19 protein-coding genes are annotated in these 19,971 nt (G+C 67.1%); 5 read left to right on the top strand and 14 right to left on the bottom strand.

Going from position 1 to position 19,971, the window contains the following annotated elements; all coding sequences use genetic code 11:
* Positions 1–22: 22 nt before the first annotated feature.
* Positions 23–1,819: an amidohydrolase gene (locus tag JOD97_RS27815; protein ID WP_209725728.1), complete on the bottom strand. Its 1,797-nt coding sequence runs from the start codon at positions 1,817–1,819 to the stop codon at positions 23–25.
* 12 nt (positions 1,820–1,831) lie between these two features.
* Positions 1,832–2,728, bottom strand: coding sequence for a DMT family transporter (locus JOD97_RS27810; protein WP_209725726.1), 897 nt, complete (start codon positions 2,726–2,728; stop codon positions 1,832–1,834).
* A 104-nt stretch (positions 2,729–2,832) separates the two neighbouring features.
* Between JOD97_RS27810 and JOD97_RS27805 the strand changes: the two genes are divergently transcribed.
* Positions 2,833–3,753 (top strand): AraC family transcriptional regulator, encoded by a 921-nt coding sequence (locus tag JOD97_RS27805; protein WP_209725724.1) that lies wholly within the window; start codon positions 2,833–2,835, stop codon positions 3,751–3,753.
* Positions 3,754–3,845: 92 nt separating this feature from the next.
* Here JOD97_RS27805 and JOD97_RS27800 read toward each other — a convergent pair whose 3' ends face one another.
* The 5 genes from JOD97_RS27800 to JOD97_RS27780 form a co-directional block, all read right to left on the bottom strand.
* On the bottom strand, positions 3,846–4,355 hold the full coding sequence (locus JOD97_RS27800) for a DUF1993 domain-containing protein (protein WP_209725722.1): 510 nt from the start codon (positions 4,353–4,355) through the stop codon (positions 3,846–3,848).
* 2 nt (positions 4,356–4,357) lie between these two features.
* A complete protein-coding gene (gene recQ / locus JOD97_RS27795; protein ID WP_209725720.1) occupies positions 4,358–6,181 on the bottom strand; it encodes a DNA helicase RecQ in 1,824 nt (607 codons plus the stop codon).
* 31 nt (positions 6,182–6,212) lie between these two features.
* Complete coding sequence (locus JOD97_RS27790; RefSeq protein ID WP_209725718.1) at positions 6,213–7,052, bottom strand: undecaprenyl-diphosphate phosphatase; 840 nt, start codon at positions 7,050–7,052, stop codon at positions 6,213–6,215.
* A 298-nt stretch (positions 7,053–7,350) separates the two neighbouring features.
* A complete protein-coding gene (locus JOD97_RS27785; protein ID WP_209725716.1) occupies positions 7,351–8,085 on the bottom strand; it encodes an ABC transporter substrate-binding protein in 735 nt (244 codons plus the stop codon).
* A 55-nt stretch (positions 8,086–8,140) separates the two neighbouring features.
* On the bottom strand, positions 8,141–9,037 hold the full coding sequence (locus JOD97_RS27780) for a LysR substrate-binding domain-containing protein (RefSeq protein ID WP_209725714.1): 897 nt from the start codon (positions 9,035–9,037) through the stop codon (positions 8,141–8,143).
* A gap of 154 nt (positions 9,038–9,191) precedes the next feature.
* On the opposite strand from JOD97_RS27780, the gene JOD97_RS27775 reads away from it, so the two are divergent.
* A complete protein-coding gene (locus JOD97_RS27775; protein ID WP_209725712.1) occupies positions 9,192–9,329 on the top strand; it encodes a hypothetical protein in 138 nt (45 codons plus the stop codon).
* Here the strand turns inward: JOD97_RS27775 and JOD97_RS27770 are convergent.
* The 3 genes from JOD97_RS27770 to JOD97_RS27760 all read right to left on the bottom strand — a co-directional run bounded on the left by JOD97_RS27770 (position 9,326) and on the right by JOD97_RS27760 (position 13,932).
* Positions 9,326–11,722: a bifunctional diguanylate cyclase/phosphodiesterase gene (locus JOD97_RS27770; RefSeq protein WP_209725709.1), complete on the bottom strand. Its 2,397-nt coding sequence runs from the start codon at positions 11,720–11,722 to the stop codon at positions 9,326–9,328. The two genes, JOD97_RS27775 and JOD97_RS27770, sit on opposite strands and share 4 nt — an antisense overlap.
* 132 nt (positions 11,723–11,854) lie before the next feature.
* Positions 11,855–13,270 carry a sensor histidine kinase gene (locus JOD97_RS27765; protein WP_209725708.1) on the bottom strand — a complete coding sequence of 472 codons (1,416 nt, stop codon included), beginning with the start codon at positions 13,268–13,270 and terminating at the stop codon, positions 11,855–11,857.
* Positions 13,267–13,932 (bottom strand): response regulator transcription factor, encoded by a 666-nt coding sequence (locus JOD97_RS27760; RefSeq protein ID WP_209725706.1) that lies wholly within the window; start codon positions 13,930–13,932, stop codon positions 13,267–13,269. The genes JOD97_RS27765 and JOD97_RS27760 overlap by 4 nt, the downstream gene beginning before the upstream one ends.
* A gap of 86 nt (positions 13,933–14,018) precedes the next feature.
* Here JOD97_RS27760 and JOD97_RS27755 point away from each other — a divergent pair, with 86 nt between their 5' ends.
* From JOD97_RS27755 to JOD97_RS27745, 3 genes are read left to right on the top strand one after another with little or no spacing between them, the layout of a single operon-like run.
* The gene (locus JOD97_RS27755) at positions 14,019–14,807 is read left to right on the top strand and encodes an ABC transporter ATP-binding protein (RefSeq protein ID WP_209725704.1); all 789 of its coding nucleotides are present in this window, start codon (positions 14,019–14,021) and stop codon (positions 14,805–14,807) included.
* A 6-nt stretch (positions 14,808–14,813) separates the two neighbouring features.
* Positions 14,814–15,707, top strand: a complete 894-nt coding sequence (locus tag JOD97_RS27750) for an ABC transporter permease (protein ID WP_209725702.1) — start codon at positions 14,814–14,816, stop codon at positions 15,705–15,707.
* A 39-nt stretch (positions 15,708–15,746) separates the two neighbouring features.
* Positions 15,747–16,763, top strand: a complete 1,017-nt coding sequence (locus tag JOD97_RS27745) for an ABC transporter substrate-binding protein (RefSeq protein WP_209725700.1) — start codon at positions 15,747–15,749, stop codon at positions 16,761–16,763.
* 4 nt (positions 16,764–16,767) lie between these two features.
* On the opposite strand, the gene JOD97_RS27740 is transcribed toward JOD97_RS27745, so the two are convergent.
* From JOD97_RS27740 to JOD97_RS27725, 4 genes are all read right to left on the bottom strand, one after another.
* On the bottom strand, positions 16,768–17,046 hold the full coding sequence (locus tag JOD97_RS27740; protein WP_209725698.1) for a YkgJ family cysteine cluster protein: 279 nt from the start codon (positions 17,044–17,046) through the stop codon (positions 16,768–16,770).
* A 12-nt stretch (positions 17,047–17,058) separates the two neighbouring features.
* Positions 17,059–17,871, bottom strand: coding sequence for an alpha/beta fold hydrolase (locus JOD97_RS27735; protein ID WP_229264768.1), 813 nt, complete (start codon positions 17,869–17,871; stop codon positions 17,059–17,061).
* A complete protein-coding gene (locus JOD97_RS27730) occupies positions 17,868–18,884 on the bottom strand; it encodes a M14 family zinc carboxypeptidase (protein WP_209725697.1) in 1,017 nt (338 codons plus the stop codon). Before JOD97_RS27730 ends, JOD97_RS27735 begins: the two co-directional genes overlap by 4 nt.
* A gap of 74 nt (positions 18,885–18,958) precedes the next feature.
* On the bottom strand, positions 18,959–19,882 hold the full coding sequence (locus tag JOD97_RS27725) for a LysR family transcriptional regulator (RefSeq protein ID WP_209725695.1): 924 nt from the start codon (positions 19,880–19,882) through the stop codon (positions 18,959–18,961).
* Between the last annotated feature and the right edge of the window lie 89 nt (positions 19,883–19,971).

Here is a 19,971-nt window from a genome sequence, read left to right as displayed (position 1 = left end):
CGATATGGGTGAGGCCGATATCTTAACGCATGCCCCCGGCCTGATACACGATTTTGCCGCCCACGACCGTCTGCAGCACCTTGATGTTGGCGATGTCCTCTTCCGGAATGGTGAAGAAATTCCGGTCCAGGACGATCATGTCGGCCAGCTTGCCCACTTCCAGGGAGCCGGTCAGCGCCTCCTGGCGCAGCGTGTAGGCCGCGTTCATGGTGATGGCGCGCAGCACGGCGGCGCGCGGCATGCCGGGCTGCGCACCGAGACGGCCGGCGTATTCCTTGCCGGCGTCGGGGGCGGCGGTGCGCGTCACGCCCACCTTGAGCGCGAACCATTCGTCCAGCGGATCGACCGGCCAGTCGCTGCCATAGGCGATGCGGGCGCCGGCGTTGAGCAGCACGGCTTGCGGTTCGACGGTGGCGTAGCGCGCCGGTCCCATATAGTCCCGCAGCGCGCCGACGGTGTCGGGCGCCGGTTTGGCCCACTGGAACGACAGCACCGGCGTCACATCCAGCCTGGCGAAGCGCGGGTAGTCGGCCGGGGCGACGATTTCGTCGTGCGCCAGGGCGGGCCGCACGTCCTTGCCGGCCGGCGTCGAGCGCAGGTATTCGATCGCGTCCAGCGTTTCGCGCACCGCGCGGTCGCCGTCGACGTGGATGTGCGGATCGATGCGGGCGTTGGCCAACTCGGTCAGCGTGGTCTTGAGGGCGTCCTGCGTGAAGTAGCTGGCCGGTCCCGCGCTGGGGCCGGGCTGCCAGTCCGGCTTTTCGGCCGTGCCCTTGTTGACCAGATACGGCTCCAGCATGGCGCCGGTGAAGGCGGGCGCGGAGATCACGCCGTCCATGAACAGTTTGGCGTGGCGCACCTGCATCGACGGCGCCACCGTGGTCGGCCCCTGGTCGAACTGCTTCTGCTGCTTGAGCAGCTCGGCGACGGCGCTTTGCGGCGTGGCGCCCTTGTCCAGATCGATCAGCACCGCGAAGTGGGCGCGCGCGGTCAGCTTGCCTTGCTTGTGCAGGTCGGTGAACGCGGTCATCGTCTCCGGATCGGTGTAGGCGTCCAGGAAGGAGGTGATGCCCTGCTTGCGCATCGCCGCCAGCGCGGCGCTGGAGGCGGCCAGGTTCTCTGCCACCGTCAGCGGCGGCAGCAGGTTCATGGCCATGTCCTGCGCGGCGTCCTCCAGCAGGCCGGTGGCGTCGCCGCCGGCGTCGCGGGTGATTTTGCCGCCGGCCGGATCCTTGGTGTCGCGCGTGATGCCGGCCAGTTTGATCCCCTTGGAATTGAGCTGCACCGAGTGGCCGAAGGACGAGCGCACGATGACGGGGCGGTCGGTCTTGAGCGCGTCGAGCGTGGCGGCGCTGGTTTGCACGCCGTCCGGCAGCATCCCTTGCTGGAACCAGTTGACGACCACCAGCCAACGGTCCGGTGAGGATTTTTTATCCTTGTCGAGGCAGGCCTGGATGCGCGACTGGAACTGGGGCACCGTCAGGGCCTCGTAATTCAGGCTGCAATTGAGCAGGCGGCTGCCGCCCGATTGCGGATGCATGTGGCCGTCGATCAGGCCGGGCATCAGCATGCGGCCTTTGAGGTCGATGACCTTGGTGGCCTTGCCGGTCCGCGCCCGGGCGCCGGCGTTGTCGCCGACGTAGACGATGCGGCCGGCGCGCACCGCCAGCGCCTGCCGCACGCTGTCGTTGGCGTCCACCGTGTAGACATAGCCGTTGCGGTAGACGGTATCGGCGGGTGTTTCGGCACTAAGCGCGGCACCATGCGCCGACGCCATCGTCAATAGTGCCAGTCCTGCGAAATAAGCCCTGCTGGTCATGCATCCCCCGGGTTATGCGGCCTCCAACTGTTTGGCGCGCGGCGCCAGCGGCAGAAACGCCAGCAGGTTCCCCGCCAACACCAACGCCAGCCCGCTCAAGGCCAACGGCGTCCAGTGGTAGCCCTCGTAAATGGTCGAAATGGTCAACGCCACGATGGGGAATAATACCGTGGAATAGGCCGCGCGGTCCGGTCCTATGCGGCCGACCAGCATCAAATAGGCGGTGAAGCCGATCACCGAACCGGGAATGGCCAGGTACAGCAGCGCGCCCAGATAGCGCTGCGACGGATCGAGCGCGAACGGCATGCCCATCGCGAAGGCGGCCACGCCCAGGGTCGTCGAGCCGATCAGCATGGCCCAGGTGTTGGTCAGCCAAGGCGTCAGCCCGAGCGACTGCATGCGGCTCGACAGCAGGTTCCCGCACGAGAAGCACAGCGTGCCGCCCAAGGTCAGCGCGAGGCCGAACAGCACCTTGCTATCGTTCCAGTGACCGGCCATCTGCGGCGCGAACAGCAGCACGATGCCGCCCAGGCCGAGCAGGGCGCCCATCATCACCTGGCGCCGTATCGGGCGGCCGAGGAAGATGCGGCCGTTGATGGCGTTCCACAGCGGCGCGGTGGAAAACACCACCGCTTCCAGCCCGCTGGTGACCCACTGGCTGGCGTAGTAGAAGCACAGGAAGTTCAGGCAAAACAGCGCGATCCCCTGCGCGAACAGGTAGGGCCAGGCCTGGCGCGGCGGCCACCACGGCTTGCGGGCGATCAGCAGGAAGGCCATCAGCACGGCGGCCGCGAGCCAGAAGCGGTAGGCGATCGACACCGGCGCCGGCACCACGCCCAGTTGGAAGGTGATGGCGATCCAGGTGGTTCCCCAGATCAGGACGGTGAGGAGGTAAAGGAAGATATTCATGCCGCCAGCATGCCGGATCACGGGTGCCGGCCGCTTGTCTGAAATTGCGCATTTCGATGCGGCGGTGCGGCAATGGCATCGGCCCATGCTAGACTTTATGCATCATGACAGCCCGCCCCCTCCTCGACTCCGCATCCCCCGCCCGCGCGCCGGACGGGCTCATTTCGCACGCCGTGTTCAGGACGATGTCGGAGACGGACGCGCAGCTGGAGCGCTTCGCCTGGCTGGGCGACGATCTGGCGGTCGCCATCTGGCGGCGCGACACCGAGATCGCCGAGACCAGCTACAACAAGCCGGGCCACCATACGCTGTCGTACTACATGGGCGGCGGCTATCGCACCGAGCGCGGGGAGCTGCCGGGTCTTTACGGCGCGCCGAAGCGGCTTTGCACGCTGCCGGACTGGCACGAGTCGAGTTGGATGGTGCGCGGACCGCTGCGCTTCATGCACGTCTACTTTTTGCCCGAGCATTTCACGCGGCGCGCGGTGGTGGAGCTGGATCGCGAGCCGCGCGAGCTGACCCTGGCCGACCGCACGTATTTCGAGCATGAGCGCATCGGGCCATTGTGCGAGGGGCTGGCGGCGATGTCGTGGGACGGGCCGGACGCGCTGCTGCGCGCCAACGAGGTGACGCACGAGACGTTGAGCCATTTGCTGCTGTCGCAATCGATGCCAAAGCCGCAGCAGCGGGTGCGCGGCGGCTTGGCGCCGGCGGTGCGGCGCAGGCTGGCCGATTTCATCGAGGCCAATCTGGCGCGGCAGATTTCGCTGGGGATGCTGGCGGAGCTGGCGTGCATGTCGGAGTATCACCTGGCGCGGATGTTCCGGATTTCGTTCGGCATGCCGCCGTCGGCGTGGGTGGCGCAGCGGCGCATCGAGCACGCGCGGCGCTTGTTGAAGACGACCAGCCAGCCATTGCAGCAGATCGCCGACGCCTGCGGGTATGCGGATTTAAGTCATTTCAGCCACCGGTTCCGCGACAGCGTGGGGGCGCCGCCTAGTCGGTATCGGAGCGCCTTGGCTTAGGTTTTCAACCCCAACCACGTTTCGCCGCGGTGCTTGCGCCGTCGATTAGGGGTCGTACCCCGTACGGGGTACGACCCCGCCGGCTCGCCTGGCTATGCGGGTTTTTCGAACGAAAACCCCGGTGCGTAAATGTGATACCCGTCGAAATCGCCCTTGCCGATCGCCACCCCGCGGCTGCGCGCGATCGCGTACACCATGCTGAGGTGAAAATAGAAATTCGGCAGGATATACAAATTCAGATATTCATCGGCCGGCAAGGCCAGGTCGGCGAACCCCGCGCGGTCGCGGCAGATGCGGTCCGCCGGTCCGTTGAATTGCGCCGGCGGGATGTCGGCGATGAAGCGCATCGTCTCGACGATCTGCCACTGCAGCGCGGCGTACGAGGTCTCGTCGCCGTTGAAGCTGACCACCTCCACCCCGGCCAGCGGGCAGCAGCCGCGCAGCGCGAAATTGGCGGTCGCCCGCACATGCTGCGCGAACGGCAGCATGTCCTCGTGCAGCCGCGCCGACAGCACGCCGGCGCCGTCCGGGTCGGCCTCGATCTTGCCCAACATGGCGCACAACTGCGCGAGCGAACGATGAAAAACCGCCGACGGATGCATGCCTACTCCATTTCGCTGATCATGGCGACGATCTCGTCGCCGTAGGACGCCAGTTTCTTCTCGCCGACACCGGAGATGCCGCGCAGGTCAGACAACGTGGTCGGACGCGCCTTGGCGATTTCGCGCAACGTGGCGTCGTTGAAGATGATGTACGCGGCCACGTCGTGCGCGCGCGCCGTCTCCACCCGCCACCAGCGCAGCTTGTCGAAGATGGCTTGCTCGCTGGTCGACAGGTCGCTTTCCACGTAGCCCTTGGCGCTGCGGCCTGCGCTTTTCTGCTTGACCGGTTTCTGGTACTGGCGCAGCTGCACCTTCTGCCCCCCCTTGAGCACCGGACGGGCGGCGTCGGTCAGCTTGAGCGAGCTGTATGACTCGTGGTCGACTGTCACCAGTCCCAGCGCGATGGCCTGGCGCAGGATCGCGCGCCATTCCTGCTCGCTGCGGTCGGCGCCGATGCCGAACACCGACAGTGAATCGTGGTGCCAGGTCTTGATGCGTTCCGTCTCGACCCCGCGCAGCACCTCGATCACGTGGCCGGCCGCGAAGCGCTGGTCGACCCGGTACACGGCCGACAGCAGCTTTTGTACCGGCACCGTGCCGTCGAACGACACCGGCGGGATCAGGCAGGTGTCGCAGTTGCCGCACGGGCCGGAGCGCTCGCCGAAGTAGTCGAGCAGGCGCACGCGCCGGCAGCTGAGCGTCTCGCACAGGCCCAGCATCGCGTCGAGCTTGTTGCCCAGCACGCGCTTGAAGGTTTCGTCGGCCTCCGATTCGTCGATCATGCGCCGCTGCAGCACCACGTCCTGCAGGCCGTAGGCCATCCAGGCGCTGGCGGGGGCGCCGTCGCGGCCGGCCCGGCCGGTCTCCTGGTAGTAGCCCTCGATGCTTTTGGGCAGGTCCAGGTGGCACACGAAGCGCACGTCCGGCTTGTCGATGCCCATGCCGAAGGCGATCGTGGCGCACATGACGATGTTTTCTTCGCGCAGGAACTTGGCCTGGTTGGCCGCGCGCTTGGCGTGGTCCATGCCGGCGTGGTAGGCCATCGCGCGCACGCCGTTTTCGTTGAGGAACTCGGCGGTCTCCTCGACCTTCTTGCGCGACAGGCAATAGACGATGCCGCAGTCGCCGCCGTGCTCGGTGGTGATGAAGTCGAGCAGCTGCTTGCGGCCGTTGGCCTTTTCGACGATCTGGTAGCGGATGTTGGGGCGGTCGAACGACGACACGAACTGCGCGGCGTCGCCCAGCTGCAGGCGGTGGACGATCTCGGCGCGCGTTTGCGGGTCGGCGGTGGCCGTCAGCGCGATGCGCGGCACGTCGGGGAATTGCTCGTGCAGCACCGACAGCTTGATGTACTCGGGCCGGAAGTCGTGCCCCCATTGCGAGACGCAGTGCGCCTCGTCGATGGCGAACAGCGCGATCTTCGACGCCTGGAACAGATTGAGGCAGCGCTCGGTCATCAGCCGCTCGGGGGCGACGTAGACCAGGTCGATCTCGCCGGTGCGCACCAGGCGCTCGATGCGCTGCGATTCCTCGTAGGTTTGGGTGGAGTTCAGGAAGGCGGCGCGCACGCCGACCTCGGCCAGCGCGTCGACCTGGTCCTGCATCAGCGCGATCAGCGGCGAGACGACCACGCCGACGCCGTCGCGCACCAGCGCCGGAATTTGATAGCACAGCGACTTGCCGCCGCCGGTCGGCATCAGGACCAGCGCGTCGCCGCCGCCGCTGACGTGGCCGACGATTTCGGCCTGCTGGCCGCGGAAGGCCGGATAACCGAAGACGGTTTGCAGCAGATGGAGCGCGCGCTCGTTTGTTTCCTGATGAATCATTTTTTACAGCTCGTTTCTACAACAGAAGGTGTTAGTCGGCCCAGACGATAACGCCATAATAACCGGTGACGAGCACGATCAGGCCGAAAACGATGCGATACCACGCAAAGACTGTGAAGGTATGTGAGCTGATGTAGCGCAGCAGCCAACGCACGCACAGGAAGGCCGAGATGAACGCGGCCACGGTGCCGACCGTGAAGAACGGCAAGTCGGCCGCCGACAGCAGCGCGCGGTCCTTGTACAGCGAATAGAAGGTGGCGCCGAGCAAGGTCGGAATGGCCAGGAAGAACGAAAACTCGGTGGCGACCTTGCGCGACAGGCCGAACATCATGCTGCCCATGATGGTCGCGCCCGAGCGGCTGGTGCCGGGGATCAGCGCGAACGACTGGGCCAGGCCGATCTTGAGGGCGTCGAGCGGCGTCAGGTCGTCGACCGAGTCGATGCGCGCGGCGCGCGGATTGTCCTTGGCGCGCTTTTCCACCCACAGGATGATGAAGCCGCCGATGATGAAGGCCAGCGCCACCGGAATCGGCGCGAACAGCTTTTGCTTGATGCTTTGGCCGAACAACAGGCCCAGCACGGCGGCCGGCAGGAACGCGATCAGCACGTTCAGGGCGAAGCGTTGCTGCTTGCGGTCGCTGAAGATGCCGGTCATGACGGCGCCGATGCGGGCGCGGTATTCCCACATCACGGCCAGCATGGCGCCGGCCTGGATCACGATCTCGAACACGTTGATTTTGTCTTCCATCCCGGCGAAGCCCAGCAGGTGCTCGGTGAGGATCAGGTGGCCCGTGGAGGAGATCGGCAGGAATTCCGTGAAACCTTCCACGAGGCCCATGATGATGGCTTTTAGTGCGAGAACAATATCCATGAATTAAGTATTTACGCGAGGGAGTTTGAGGGAGTGCCGCGAAGTGCGTGCCGCCGGGGTCGAAGCTTACCATGTTCCGGGGTTGTCTTTTCGTAATCTAACTCAAGCGTAATGTGGATTGGTGCGTCGCGGCATAAAAAGGCGTTGCCCCCCAGCCCCGCCAGCTTTTGCGGGGACGCCGGCGCCGCCACGTAGGGGTCGTACCCGGCGGGTACGACGGGGACGCCGAGTCCCCGCATGGCCGTGCGGGATGAAAACCAGGCGGCCGGGCGCCTTGCTGCGGTGCAACGAAATCCGCTCAGCGCAGGCGCAGCAGCCGCGCCATTTCGCCGTTTTTTTCCAGCGCGTCGAGCGCGGCGCTGACCTCGGCCACGGTGACGTTGCCCTTGCGCGAGACCGCGCAACCGCTCTTGACCTCGCTGACCACCAGCAGGCTGTAGCCGCCCGCCAGCTCGCCGTGGGGGAATTGCTTGTCGATCGATTGGCCCGTGGTGAGGAAGTAGTCGAAGCGGCCGGCCTGCCATTTGCGCACCGTCAGGTTCAGCGACGGCGCGTCGTCGCGCAGGAAGTCCGCGCCCAGCGCCTGCTCGATGTCGGGGTAGTGGAAGCCGAGCACGGTGCCCACGGTTTTGCCGCGCACCGACTCGATCGACGTCGGCGCCGGCACCCGTGGCGAGGCGATCAGCACTTCCGAGGTGGGGATGAAGGTGCGGCTCCAGGCGACGTCGCCCTGGAACCAGGCCGGCAGGTAGCCGCACACGATGTCGCCCTCGCCCGATTCGAGCGCGCTCATCATGCGTTTGCGCGGCAGGCCGATAAAGCGCACCTTCATGCGCAGCTGCTTGGCCAGCGCGTTGCCCAGCCCCTCCTGGAAGCCGGCCTTGCGCGGTCGGGACTGGCCCGGCGCGTCCTCGATCTTTTGCACGAAGCGCAGCGTTCCCTTGGACGGCTCCGCCGCCATGGCCGCCGTCGGCTGCGCGGCCAGCAGGGCGATGGCGAAACAAGGAAGTGCTGCACGGAATGGTGCGGTCATGCGCTGCGCCCGGAGATGGAGACCCGGCAAAAGGTAGCCCATTCCCATCGCGCCGTCAATCGAATGACCGTTCCATCTCCGCGATCTCGGCGCCGAGCCAGGCGCTGAAGTGGCCGATCTTGCTCAGCCCGCGCTTGGCAGGATTGACCAGCAGCCGGTAGCCGCGGCCGTATTTGGCGGTGAAGCCGGGGATCATCTTCAGCGCGCCGCTGCGGATGTCCTCGTAGGCGATGGTGTAGTGCGTCAGGCCGACGCCGTGGCCGGCCAGCGCCGCCTGCACCAGCACCGCCGCGTTGGTGTACGAGCGCGAGAAGTCGTACTTGCCCTTGAGCAGGCCGTGATCGCGCAGCATGCTGATCCAGTTGTCGGTCGAGTCCTCGTACAGCAGCGGAAAGCGGGTCAGGTCGGCCGCCGTCAGCTCCGGCGCACCCGGCGCCAGCAGCGACGGGCTGTAGACGGCCACCAGCCGGATGTGGAACAGGAAATCGGGATCATCGTTGTCGATGGTGGAGATGCGCAGCGCGACGTCGGTGTTGTCGTCGGCGAGGTCGACCAGCCGGTCGGTCGAGTCGATGCGGATGTCGAGCTCCGGATACAGCTTGGTGAAGCGGTCGATGCGCTGCACCAGCCATTTGATCGCCAGCGAGTGGGTGGTCGAGATGCGCAGGATCTTTTCCTCGTCGCCGCCCCGCAGCGCCTCGACCTTGGCGCGCAGCTCGCCGAGCAGGCGGCGCACCGTCGCGGCCAGTTCCTGGCCCTTTTCGGTCAGCGCGATGTGGCGCGGATGGCGGACGAACAGCTCGAAGCCGAGCGTCTCCTCGAGCTGCTTGACCTGCAGGCTGATCGCCGCCGGCGTCTTGTGCAGCTCCTGCGCGGCCAGCTTGAAGCTGCCCCAGCGCGCGGCGCAATCGAAGTCCACCAGCCCGGAAAGGGAGCGCAACGGTTTGTTCATGACATCCTGAGGCTAAGTTTTTCTTATGCATCAATCGAAAATAACTCGTTTGATCGCACGTGCATGCGGGATGAAAATATACCCCATACGCCGCAGAACTTCCATGAATAAGATTTATTGATGACGGCGGCCACGATACATTGAGGAGTCAGCCATGTCACAGTCCACCATCCCCCATTCCAATGTTGCCCGGCGGCGGGCAGGCGCGCGCGCGCCGGCGCCGCGTTCGCGCTGGTACGCGCGCGTGTATGCGCAGCTCGTGGAGCTGTTGGCGCAAATGGCGCTGCGCTAACGGCGGCGGGTGGCCGCGAGCAACTGTTTGAGCGCGCCGGGCGCCAGCGGGCTGCTGATGAAGCTGCCCTGCAGTTCGTCGCAGCCGTTCTCGCGCAGGAACGCCGCTTGCAGCTCCGTCTCCACGCCGGTGCCCACCACCTGGATGCGCAGGTCGTGGCCGACGTCGATCAGCATGGTGGCCAAGATGCCATGGTCGCCGTCCTGGGAAATCGCGCCGACGGCCGCCTTGTTCAATTTCAGGTGCGAGGCCCCCAGCGCGGGCAGGTTGCTCAAGCTGGTCATGCCGTTGCCGAACTCGTCGATGGACAGCTTGATGCCGGCGTCGTGCATTTGCCGCGTGACGTCGCGGCTCAGCTGCAGGTTGCGCACCAGGTTCTTCTCGTTGACCTCCAGCTCGAGGCGGTCGGCCGGCACGTCGGCGTCCGTCAGCCGCCGCTGGATGTTGGCGATGTAGTTTTGCTGGCTGATCTCCCGGTAGCCGACATTGACCGACACGCGCAAGTCGACGAAGCCGTCGGCGCGCATGTCGCGCAAAAACTGGACCGCCAGATCGAGCACGCGCGCGCCGATCGGCCGCACCATGCCGTTTTCCTCGGCCTCGGCCAGGAAGGAGATCGGCGTCAACACGCCCAGTTCGGGGTGGCGCCAGCGCAGCAGCGCCTCGACGCTGGGATAGCGCTCCGTGTGCGTGCACAGGCGCGGCTGGAACAGCAGAAAGAACTCGTCGTTGTCGAGCCCGGCGCGCATGTCGGTTTCCATCTTGTGCTTGGCGTCGGACGACGATTTCATGTCCGCCGAATAGAAGTGCACGTCGCTCTTGCCGGACGACTTGGCGTGGTACATGGCGATGTCGGCCGCCTTGACCAGGTCCACCGGCGAGCTGCCGTCGTGCGGGTAGATGCTCACGCCGACGGCCGCGCCGACGGCGATCTCGCTGCTGTCGAAGGCGACCGGCACTTGCAGCGCCTCGCGCAGCCGGTCGAGCATGCGCAGCGTGTAGCGCAGCGACGGCTGGTTGGCCAGCACCAGCACGAACTCGTCGCCGCTGAGCCGGGCGACGGTGTCGCTGTCGCGCACCGACGCCTCCATGCGCTTGGCGACCGAGGTCAGCACCACGTCGCCGGCCTCGTGGCCGAAGGTGTCGTTGATCAACTTGAATTTGTTGAGGTCGATCAGCATCGTCGCCACCAGCGTCTTGTTGCGCTGGGCCACGTGCAGCGCCTGCTCGAGCCGGTCCCACAACAGGTTGCGGTTGGCCAGCCCGGTCAGCGGATCGTGGTTGACGCGGTGCTCCAGGTGCGAGGTGCGCTGCTTGACGGCGGTGACGTCGTTGATGACGCCGATGTAGTGCGTGACCACGCCGGCCTCGTCGTGCACCGGCGTGATGGTGAGTTCGTTCCAGAACAGCGTGCCGTCCTTGCGCAGGTTGCGGAAGATCACATTGGCCTGGCGCCGCTCGCAGATGGCCTCGCGCAGCTGCGTGCGGGCGTCCTGGTCCAGTCCCGGCGCGCCCATGAAGCGCGAGTCGCGGCCCAGCACCTCCTGCGCGCGGTAGCCGGTGATGCGTTCGAAGGCCGGGTTGACGTATTCGATCGGATTGTCCTTGCCGGCGCAGCGGCTGATGATGATGCCGTTGCTGGCCGCGTGCAGCGCGCGCTCGCGCAGGCGCAGCAGGTTCTCCTGCTGATGGCGGCGCGTCACGTCCAGGCCGGCGCCGCAGAGGTAGTACTCGCCGTCGCAGCGGATGCGCGTGCCCGACATCAAAAACGTGCTGGGCTTGCCGCTGGGGCTGACGAAGTTGGCCTCGATCAACACCTCCTGGTTGTCCTCGAGCACGGCGCGCAGGCTGTCCTCGACCCGCGCGCGGTCCGCCTCGCCGAACAGCTGGCACACGTGGATGCGTTCGAGCTGGCAGGCGGACAGCTCGGTCATGCGCTCCAGGTTGCTGTTCCACAGCACGAAGTGGCCGTCGCAGTCGATCACATAAAAGGCTCCCGGGAACAGTTTGATGACCGACCTGAGCGGTATGGCGCCGATCAGGTCGGCCTTGCGCCCGGCGCCCTGGGCGGCGGCGAGGATGTCGACGGCGCAGCCGGCCGGTGTGCCGTCGGGCGCGTGCAGCGGCCACAGGCGCAGGTGGGCGCGGCGCGGCGGCGCGCCGGCGGCGACGATGTCGACGGTCCGCTCGCCGCCCTCCGCCAGCAGCGTGGCGGCGTCGCGGCGCCATTCGCCCCGGGCTTCCGGCGCCAGCAGATCGGCGATATTTTTCGCCTCGCCGTCCGCCCAGCCGAACCCGGCGGCGCTTTGGCGGTCCCAACTGAGGATATCGCCGTTGGGTGCGACCAGCAAAATGATGCGGGCTGCGTATTGGTTCTCTTTTCTCTGGTCCATGGGGTGCGCCGCTCGCATGTGGGTGAGCCTTCTCCTTCGCGGCAAGGCACGTACGATTGGACAGCGGGGGCGGCGCCGGGTTCCTTGGCAACGGCTGTTTCCTGACGGACGAGCGAACGCCGGCGTCGCGCGTCAGGGTTGTCCGCCGGCGCCGCTCGGGGACGCGGCCGGCGTGTCGCCGCGCGCGGCGGGCAAGCTGAGGGCGACGACGAAGCGGCCGCCGGCGTCGCGGCCGAAACGCAACTCGCCCTGGTGGGCGCGCGCGACCTCCTCGACGATCGACAGGCCCAGGCTGGCGCCGGGGCGGTTGCCGGTGCGCGCGGCGAACGGCCGGCGCAGCCGTTGCTGGTCCGGCGCGGGGATGCCGGGGCCGTCGTCGATGACGCGCAATTCCCAGTCCGTCCCCTCGGCGCCGATCTCGACATGGAGCAAGCCGGGCGCGCCGTACTCGAGCGCGTTGGCCAGCACGTTCCTGAGCGCCTCGCGCAGCGTGACCGGATCGCCGATCACGGCGCACGGCTGGTCCGGCGCGCTGAACGCCAGGTCGAGCATGCGGTTGGCGTGGGCCGCCAGCATCTCGCTCATTTCGTCGCGTGCCAGGCGCGCCAGGTCGATCCGCTGCAACGGCACCGAGCCGGCCCGGTGTTGCACCATCGCATGGTTGATCAGCTGATTGACCAGCGCGCCCAGTTGCCTGGTCAGTTCGCCGAGCCGCGACAGATGCTTGTCGCCGTCGCCGTCGCTGCGCGCGCTCGACAGCATTTCCATCTGCGACAGCAAGGCCGCCACCGGGGTGCGCAGCTGGTGCGCGGCGTCGCCGATGACGCGCCGCATCACCGCGCGGTGCCGCGACAGCCGTTCGACGAACTCGTTGAGCGACTTCACCAGCGGGTAAATCTCGGCCGGCACGCGCTCGGTGAACGGCGCCAGGTCGTTGAGGTCGCGCCGCCCGATGGCGCCGACGATCTGCTTGAGCGGGGCCAGCGCCTGGTGCAGCGTGAACAGCGCGGCGAACAAGGTCAGCAGCGCTGCGGCGGCGACCAGCACGGTGGCGTCGGTCCCCAGCTTGTCGGCGAACGAGTTGCGCGCGTTGTTGGTGTGCGCCAGCATGATCACGGCCCACGGATTGGCGCCGGCCACCGGCATGCGCCGGCCGACGAAGGCGATGCTGACGGGCAGGCCCAGGTGGTTGCCCTGCATGACCACCGGGCCGTCCTCCAGTTGTTTCCACGGTATCGGCGGCTGGAACTCGGCGTCGCCGGCGACGATCCTGCCGGCCGGATCGCGCACGGCGTAGAACGTCTGGTCGCCGGCGCTGAGCATCGACAGCGACGAGATCGGCGCGTCGACGTTGACCTTGCCGTTTTCGTACCAGGTGTGTTCGGCCATCTGCAAGGCGGCGCCGATCAGCAGGCGGTCGTAGACGTCGCGCGCGGCGAGCCGGGTCGACATCACGATGGCCGTGATCAGCAGCAGGCCGCTGACCGCCAGCACCAAGCCCACCCGCAGCGCCAGACGCGCGTAAAGCGAGCGGCTCGGCGCCGTCATGGCCGCACGGCCTGGTAGCCCAGTCCCCGCAACGTGCGGATCTCGAAGTCGGCGCCGCTGAGTTTCTTGCGCAGGCGGGCCATGTGCTGCTCCACCGTGTTGGCGTTCGGGTTGTCGTCCAGGCTGAACAGCTTCTCGATCAGCTCGTCCTTGCCGAAGATGCGGCCCGGCCGCGCGATGATGATTTCGAGCAGCGTCACCTCGCGCCGCGTGAGATCGAGCGGGACGTCGTTGAGCCGGGCGGCGCGGCTCTTGCGGTCGAGCGTGACGTTGCCGTAGGTGAGCAGGTTGGTCGAGTCGCCGCCGACGCGGCGCAGCAGCGCGCGGATGCGGGCCTCGAGCTCGCGGAAGTCGAACGGCTTGATCAAATAGTCGTCGGCGCCCAGGTCGAGCGCGCGCACCCGCTCCTCGATCTCGGCGCACGCGGTGAGCATCAATATTTGCGTGCGCAGGCCGGCGGCGCGCACCCGGCGCAGCAGTTCGAAGCCGTCCACGCCGGGCAGCATGACATCGAGGATCAGCAGGTCGTAATGGTCGGCGACCACCTTGGCGGCGGCGCTGGCGCCGTCGGCGTCGCGGTCGACGCTGTGGCCGAGCGCCGCCAGATGGGCGCATACCGCATCGGCGACATCGATCGAGTCTTCTATCACGAGGATGCGCACGTTGGGCCGTCCGGTCAGGTCAGGTTCGCTACAGGTACGGTAATTATAATCAGGATTCCATAAAAAGATATTAACGGAGACCCGCGATGCAACACAATCCCCCTAACGAGGCGGGCGATGGCGCAGCCACGCCGCTGCTCGAAATCGACAACGTTACCCTGCAATACAAGACGGCCGAACACCTGGTGACGGCGACGCGCCAGGTCAGCTTCAACGTCTATCCGTCCGACCGCTACGTGCTGCTCGGGCCGTCCGGATGCGGCAAGTCGACCCTGCTCAAGGCGATCGGCGGCTACCTCGAGCCGGCCCACGGCACCATCCGCCTCAAGGGCCGCACCGTCAGCGAACCGGGCCCCGACCGCATGATGGTGTTCCAGGAATTCGACCAGCTGCTGCCCTGGAAAACCGTGCGCGAGAATGTCGAGTTCGCGTTGCGCGCCAGCGGGCGGCTCAAGGGCGCGGCGGCGGCCGAGCGCGCGGAATACTACATCGAGAAGGTCGGCCTGGCCAAATTCATCGACAGCTATCCGCACATGCTGTCGGGCGGCATGAAGCAGCGCGTGTCGATCGCGCGCGGCATGGCGATGGAGCCGGACGTGCTGCTGATGGACGAGCCGTTCGCCGCGCTGGACGCGCTGACGCGCCGCAAGATGCAGGATGAATTGCTGCGCCTGTGGGACGACACCCGCTTCACCGTGCTGTTCGTGACCCACTCGATCGAGGAAGCGATCCGCATCGGCAACCGCATCCTGTTGCTGTCGCCGCATCCGGGGCAGGTCAAGGCCGAGCTCAACAGCGTGCCCGCCGACGAGCTGGGCACCGCCAGCCAGGCGCAACTCGAAACCCGCATCAACGACATGCTGTTCGCACACTGAGAGGCCATGATGACGACGCTATCCCCACTCAAGCCGGGCGCCCGGCCCCATGTGCGCCCCGAATACGTGCGCGACACCCAGGCCCCCGAGACCACGCAGGTATTGCGGCCGCTGTCGCCGTTCGAAACCCTGTACCGCCAGTCGTGGCTGCGCAAGACGGTGATCCTGGCCGCGCTGGCGCTGATCTGGGAGCTCTACGGCCGCTGGCTGGGCAATCCCTTGCTGTTCCCGAGCTTCTTGCAGACCGTCGCCGCGTTTGCCGACGGCATCGCCAGCGGCGTGCTGATCGAGCGCGCCGCGGCGTCGATGCAAACGCTGCTGGTCGGCTACGGCATCGGCATCGGCCTGGCGGCGCTGCTGACGACGGTGGCCATCGGTTCGCGCATCGGCACCGATTTGCTCGAGACCCTGACCTCGATGTTCAACCCGCTGCCGGCGATCGCGCTGTTGCCGCTGGCGCTGATCTGGTTCGGGCTCGGCACCGGCAGCATTATTTTCGTGCTGGTCCATTCGGTGCTGTGGGCCGTCGCGCTGAACACGCACGGCGGTTTCCGCGCCGTCTCGGCCACGCTGCGCATGGTCGGGCGCAATTACGGCCTCAAGGGCTTCTCGCTGGTCCGGTCCATCCTGATTCCGGCCGCCTTCCCCAGCATCCTGACGGGCTTGAAGGTGGGCTGGGCGTTCGCCTGGCGCACGCTGATCGCCGCCGAGCTGGTGTTCGGGGTGTCGTCGGGAAGCGGCGGCCTGGGCTGGTACATCTTCGAGAACCGCAACCAGATGGAAACCGCCAACGTGTTTTCCGGCCTGTTCTTTGTGATCATCATCGGCCTGGTGGTGGAAAACCTGGTCTTCGCCACGATCGAAAAGCGCACCATCCGCCGTTGGGGCATGCAGCACTGATTCCGCTGCAACATACATTAAAAAAACAGGAGACAAGACATGACACGACGTACCTTCATCGCCGCCGCCGCGCTGGCCGCATTCACCCTCTCGAGCCTGGCGCCGGCCGCCCGCGCCGAGGCGTCCACGGTGCGCATTTCGCACGGCTACGGCATTCTGTACCTGCCGCTGATGGTCATCCGCGAGCAGAAGCTGGTGGAGAAGCACGCGCAAAAGATGGGCCTGGGCACGGTCGCCACCGCGTGGCTGACCTTGGACGGCGGTAACGTCATCAACGACGCCATGTTGGCCGGCAATCTCGATATCGCCGGCACGGGCGCGCCGGGCTTCCTGACGCTGTGGTCCAAGGCGCAGGGCATCCCGCGCTCGGAGGTGACGGCGCTGGGCGCGCTGAGCACGTCGGCGCTGTGGCTCAACACCAATAACCCGGCGATCAAATCGCTCAAGGATTTCACGCCGCGTGACAAGATCGCCGTGCCCGGCATCAAGACCTCGCTGTCGGCGGTGGTGCTGCAAATGGCCGCCGCCAAGACCCTGGGGCCGGAGAATTACGCCAAGCTCGATCCGATGACGGTCAGCCTGAGCCACCCGGACGCGGTCGGTGCCTTGTTGTCCGGGAAAACCGAAGTGACCGCGCATTTCACGTCGCCGCCGTTCTCCTACCAGGAAGTGGCCGATCCGAAAATCAAGCGCGTGCTCAGTTCGACCGATTTGCTGGGCAATATCACGCTGGATGTGGTCTTCGCGCCGAAGCACTTCACGCAGAGCAATCCGAAGCTGGTGCAGGCCTTCATGGCCGCGCAGGAGGAGGCCAACGCCTACATCGCCGCCAACCGCAAGGGCGCCGCGGAAATCTTCCTGCGCGTGTCCAAGGTTAAGATGAGCGTGGCCGAGGTCGAGCGCATGCTGGACGACCCCGACACGCGCTTCACGACCACACCCAACGGTCTGATGGAATATGTCGCCTTCATGGGCAAGGCGCGCACCATCAAGACCGTGCCGGCGGTGTGGTCGGACTTGTTCATTCCGGCCTTCAAGTCCCGCCAGGGAAGCTGAGCGGCTAGTCCGGGCGGGTGGCGCGTTCCAGGTCGTCCAGCCAGCGGATGGCCTGCTCGCGGTTGGCGCCGCACATCTCTTCCGACGGCTGCAGCCCGCCGCAGAAGGCGGGCCGCTCCGGCTTGCCGAAGATGCTGCAACGGTTGTCGTCCGCCAGCTGCACGCAGCGGACGCCCGCCGGTTTTCCGTCGGGCATACCGGGGATCGGGCTGGTGATCGAAGGCGCGATGCAGCACGCGCCGCAGTCCGTCCGGCACGCCTTGGCCGGGGTGGTCGAGGTCATAGGGGCGTTATTTTACCCGGCTTGGCCGGCGGCCAGCCATTTCTCGATGTGGTCGGCGACCCAGGCGCCGTCGTCCAGCGGCAAGTCGTGGCCGGCGTCGGGATGCTCGCGGTGCTCGGCCCGCCACGCGGCGGCCAGCCGGCGCGAGCAGCCGGGATCGACCAGCTGGTCGCCGGCGCTGCTTAATATCAGCAGCGGCATCGTGGGGCGCGCGAGCGGGGCGCGGTAGCGCGCGGCCGACCACAACTGGCGCAGCGCGTTGGCGCGCGTGACGGGAAACTCGCGCTGGTAGCCCAGCCAGCGGTTCAGCAGGCCGGCGCGTTCGGCGGCGTCGCCGTGGCGGCTGGTCAGGCGCAGGATCAGCCGTTCCTGCTGTTCGACGCCGCCGTCGAGCAGTTGCCTGATGATGGCCGGATAGTTTCGCCAGCGCAGCCGCTGGTGGAAGCGGCTGTGCGGGCGCATGCTGGTGTTGATCAACACGCAGCGCGTCAGCTCGTCGGGATGGCGGCTGGCCCATTCCACCGCCACCATGCCGCCCAGCGACAGCGCCAGCAGCGAGTAGGGCGGGCGCAAGCCGCGCTCCAGCAAATCCTGGCGGCAGAACGCCACCATCCGCGCCACCGTCGTCGGGCTGCGCAGCGCGTGCCGCACGCCGTTGCCCGGCAGGTCGGGCGTGACGACGTCGGCGCCGGCCACCGTCTCGGCCAGCTGGCCGGGGAAACGCCCCCAATGGCGCTGTTCGCGCATCAGGCCGCGTAGCAAAACCCAGGTGCCGCCCGGGGCGCTCATCGGGGTGCTCATCGGGGTGCTCATCGAGGTGCTCATATGTGATACCACTGCGACAGCGCGCGCCGGTGCTGCACCTTGCGCGCCAGGCCTTCCGGCGTCCAGCGGCCGTGGCTGTTGGCGGCCCGCATCAGGAAGTCGAACCACACCAGGTGGCGCCGCAGCACCCGCTGCAGCCGGTGCGCCGCCGTCGGATTGAAGAAGGCGACGCGGTCGAAGATCTGGCGCGGATTTTTCTTCACCCACAGCCACGAGCCCATCTCCAAGGTCAGCGGCAGGAACACGCGGTCGCTGCCGGTGGTGCCGTTGAGGTAGAGGTAATCCCACAGGTCGCCGTGGGTGCGGTACTGGCGGCTTTGCGGCTCGAACACGTAGTTGTGGTTGGGATAGCTCTGGCTGAAGAGCTCCTCCAGCGCGCCGATGTCGGCCAGGTGCGGGATCGGCGTGGCCGTGTGGGCGTGCGGAAACCAGATGCGGTCGCGCAGGCCGAAGCCCGAGTGGCAGTCCAGCGCCATGCTGAACTGGCGCGTCAGCAGCTCGCGCGTGACCAGGTCGCAGACGGCCTGGCTTTCCGGCTCCATCGGCGCGCCGGCCACGCCGCGGTACCACGGCAGACGGTGGCTGTAGCGCTGGCCGCCCAGCATGAACGGCACTTTTTCCACCGCGCTCAGCGGCGCGTTGCGCATCAGGTCCACGCCCTGCGGATTGCAGCGCGTGGCCTGCCACATGCCGCCCGGATTGACCAGCGGCATGAACACCAGCCGCATCGATTCGAGTTGCTGGTGCAGGGTGCTGTCCCAGCGCAGCCGCGCCAGCAGGCTTTCCAGGAACGACAGGATCACTTGCGTGCCGATGCGTTCCAGACCGTGGATGCCGCCGAACAAGCCCAGCGCCGGCACGTCCGGGCTCGGATTGCCCAGCGCGATCGTGTAGACGGGAAATTGGCGGCCGTCCATGGCCACCGTGCACGGCGTGCCCACTTCCAGATGGCGTCCGCCTTCGTCGATCAGACGTTTCAGGGTGATCAGTTCGGGCAGGTTCTTCTCTGGCATGGGCGAAGGCGGCTGGGAATATGCCAGCTAGTGTAGCCGAAGTGTCCGCTTTCGCCGCGCGCGCGGAACGATATTTAGCGGCCGAATGCGGCGCACACCTGCGCAACCTGCCCGCGCAGCCAACGCTGGGCCGGATGGGCGTCGTTGCGGCGGTGCCAGTGCAGCACGAAGGGCACCGGCGCCAGATCGAGCTCGGGCGGCGGCGGCAGCACGGCCAGCGCGCCGGCCAGGCCGCTGGCGCGCACCACGCCCGCCATCAGCGTGGCCAGCAGGTCGCCGCCGGCGACGATGGCCGGCGCCGCGTACATCTGCGGCAGCGCGACGGCGATGTCGCGCTTGCGGCCCAGCTGCGCCAGCCGCACGTCCACGTGGCCGACGCCGTCGCCCTCCGGCGACACCAGCAGGTGCCGCCCCGACAGAAAAGCGTCCAGCGACAGGGATTTGTTTTTCGCCAGCGGATGGTCCTTGCGCGCCACGCAGACGAAGCGTTCCTCGAACAGCGGCAGCGTGGGGATGCGCGGCGTGCTGCCGCCCAGGACGCCGATGGCGGCGTCGACCTCGCCGGCATCGAGCAGCGCCAGCGCGTCCTCGCGCGCGGTGAAGGCGCGCACCCGCAAGGTCACGCCCGGCGCCACCAGCGCCAGCCGCTCGAGCAGCGGCGGCAGCACGACGAAGGCCGGATGATCCGACAGTCCCAGCGTCAGGCGCAAGGTCGATGCCAGCGGGTCGAACGCTTGCGTAAAGTCCAGCGTGCGCTGGATGGCGGCCAGCGCCTCGCCCAGCGGCGCGGCCAGTTCCAGCGCGCGCGGCGTCGGCTGCAGTCCGCTGGCGCTGCGCACGAACAGCTCGTCCTTCAGCAGCAGCCGCAAGCGCGCCAGCGCGGCGCTCATGGCCGGCTGCGTGCGGCCGATGCGCACGCCGGCGCGCGTCACGTTGCGTTCGCAGATGAGGGCGTCGAAGGCGACGAGCAGATTGAGGTCGATGCCATGTAAATCCATGGCATGGATGATACCGCATATCCATTATCGATTGGAGTTGTGTCGCCGGCGTTGCTACAGTGGCCGGGTCACTCAACCGAACCGAAAGC

The organism is Duganella sp. 1411 (assembly GCF_017833525.1).
Lineage (GTDB): Bacteria > Pseudomonadota > Gammaproteobacteria > Burkholderiales > Burkholderiaceae_D > Rugamonas.
This window is presented reverse-complemented; position numbering and strand designations above follow the sequence as displayed.

What these genes read in the sequence shown, in the direction of transcription:
- JOD97_RS27740 (WP_209725698.1), bottom strand. Translation starts at nt 17,046, where the DNA reads ATGACCTCGACCACCCCGGCCAAGGCGTGCCGGACGGACTGCGGCGCG.
- JOD97_RS27780 (WP_209725714.1), bottom strand. Translation starts at nt 9,037, where the DNA reads ATGAACAAACCGTTGCGCTCCCTTTCCGGGCTGGTGGACTTCGATTGC.
- JOD97_RS27770 (WP_209725709.1), bottom strand. Translation starts at nt 11,722, where the DNA reads ATGGACCAGAGAAAAGAGAACCAATACGCAGCCCGCATCATTTTGCTG.
- JOD97_RS27730 (WP_209725697.1), bottom strand. Translation starts at nt 18,884, where the DNA reads ATGCCAGAGAAGAACCTGCCCGAACTGATCACCCTGAAACGTCTGATC.
- JOD97_RS27775 (WP_209725712.1), top strand. Translation starts at nt 9,192, where the DNA reads ATGTCACAGTCCACCATCCCCCATTCCAATGTTGCCCGGCGGCGGGCA.
- JOD97_RS27735 (WP_229264768.1), bottom strand. Translation starts at nt 17,871, where the DNA reads ATGAGCACCTCGATGAGCACCCCGATGAGCACCCCGATGAGCGCCCCG.
- JOD97_RS27790 (WP_209725718.1), bottom strand. Translation starts at nt 7,052, where the DNA reads ATGGATATTGTTCTCGCACTAAAAGCCATCATCATGGGCCTCGTGGAA.
- JOD97_RS27785 (WP_209725716.1), bottom strand. Translation starts at nt 8,085, where the DNA reads ATGACCGCACCATTCCGTGCAGCACTTCCTTGTTTCGCCATCGCCCTG.
- JOD97_RS27755 (WP_209725704.1), top strand. Translation starts at nt 14,019, where the DNA reads ATGCAACACAATCCCCCTAACGAGGCGGGCGATGGCGCAGCCACGCCG.
- JOD97_RS27745 (WP_209725700.1), top strand. Translation starts at nt 15,747, where the DNA reads ATGACACGACGTACCTTCATCGCCGCCGCCGCGCTGGCCGCATTCACC.
- JOD97_RS27765 (WP_209725708.1), bottom strand. Translation starts at nt 13,270, where the DNA reads ATGACGGCGCCGAGCCGCTCGCTTTACGCGCGTCTGGCGCTGCGGGTG.
- JOD97_RS27815 (WP_209725728.1), bottom strand. Translation starts at nt 1,819, where the DNA reads ATGACCAGCAGGGCTTATTTCGCAGGACTGGCACTATTGACGATGGCG.
- JOD97_RS27810 (WP_209725726.1), bottom strand. Translation starts at nt 2,728, where the DNA reads ATGAATATCTTCCTTTACCTCCTCACCGTCCTGATCTGGGGAACCACC.
- recQ (WP_209725720.1), bottom strand. Translation starts at nt 6,181, where the DNA reads ATGATTCATCAGGAAACAAACGAGCGCGCGCTCCATCTGCTGCAAACC.
- JOD97_RS27805 (WP_209725724.1), top strand. Translation starts at nt 2,833, where the DNA reads ATGACAGCCCGCCCCCTCCTCGACTCCGCATCCCCCGCCCGCGCGCCG.
- JOD97_RS27800 (WP_209725722.1), bottom strand. Translation starts at nt 4,355, where the DNA reads ATGCATCCGTCGGCGGTTTTTCATCGTTCGCTCGCGCAGTTGTGCGCC.
- JOD97_RS27750 (WP_209725702.1), top strand. Translation starts at nt 14,814, where the DNA reads ATGATGACGACGCTATCCCCACTCAAGCCGGGCGCCCGGCCCCATGTG.
- JOD97_RS27725 (WP_209725695.1), bottom strand. Translation starts at nt 19,882, where the DNA reads ATGGATTTACATGGCATCGACCTCAATCTGCTCGTCGCCTTCGACGCC.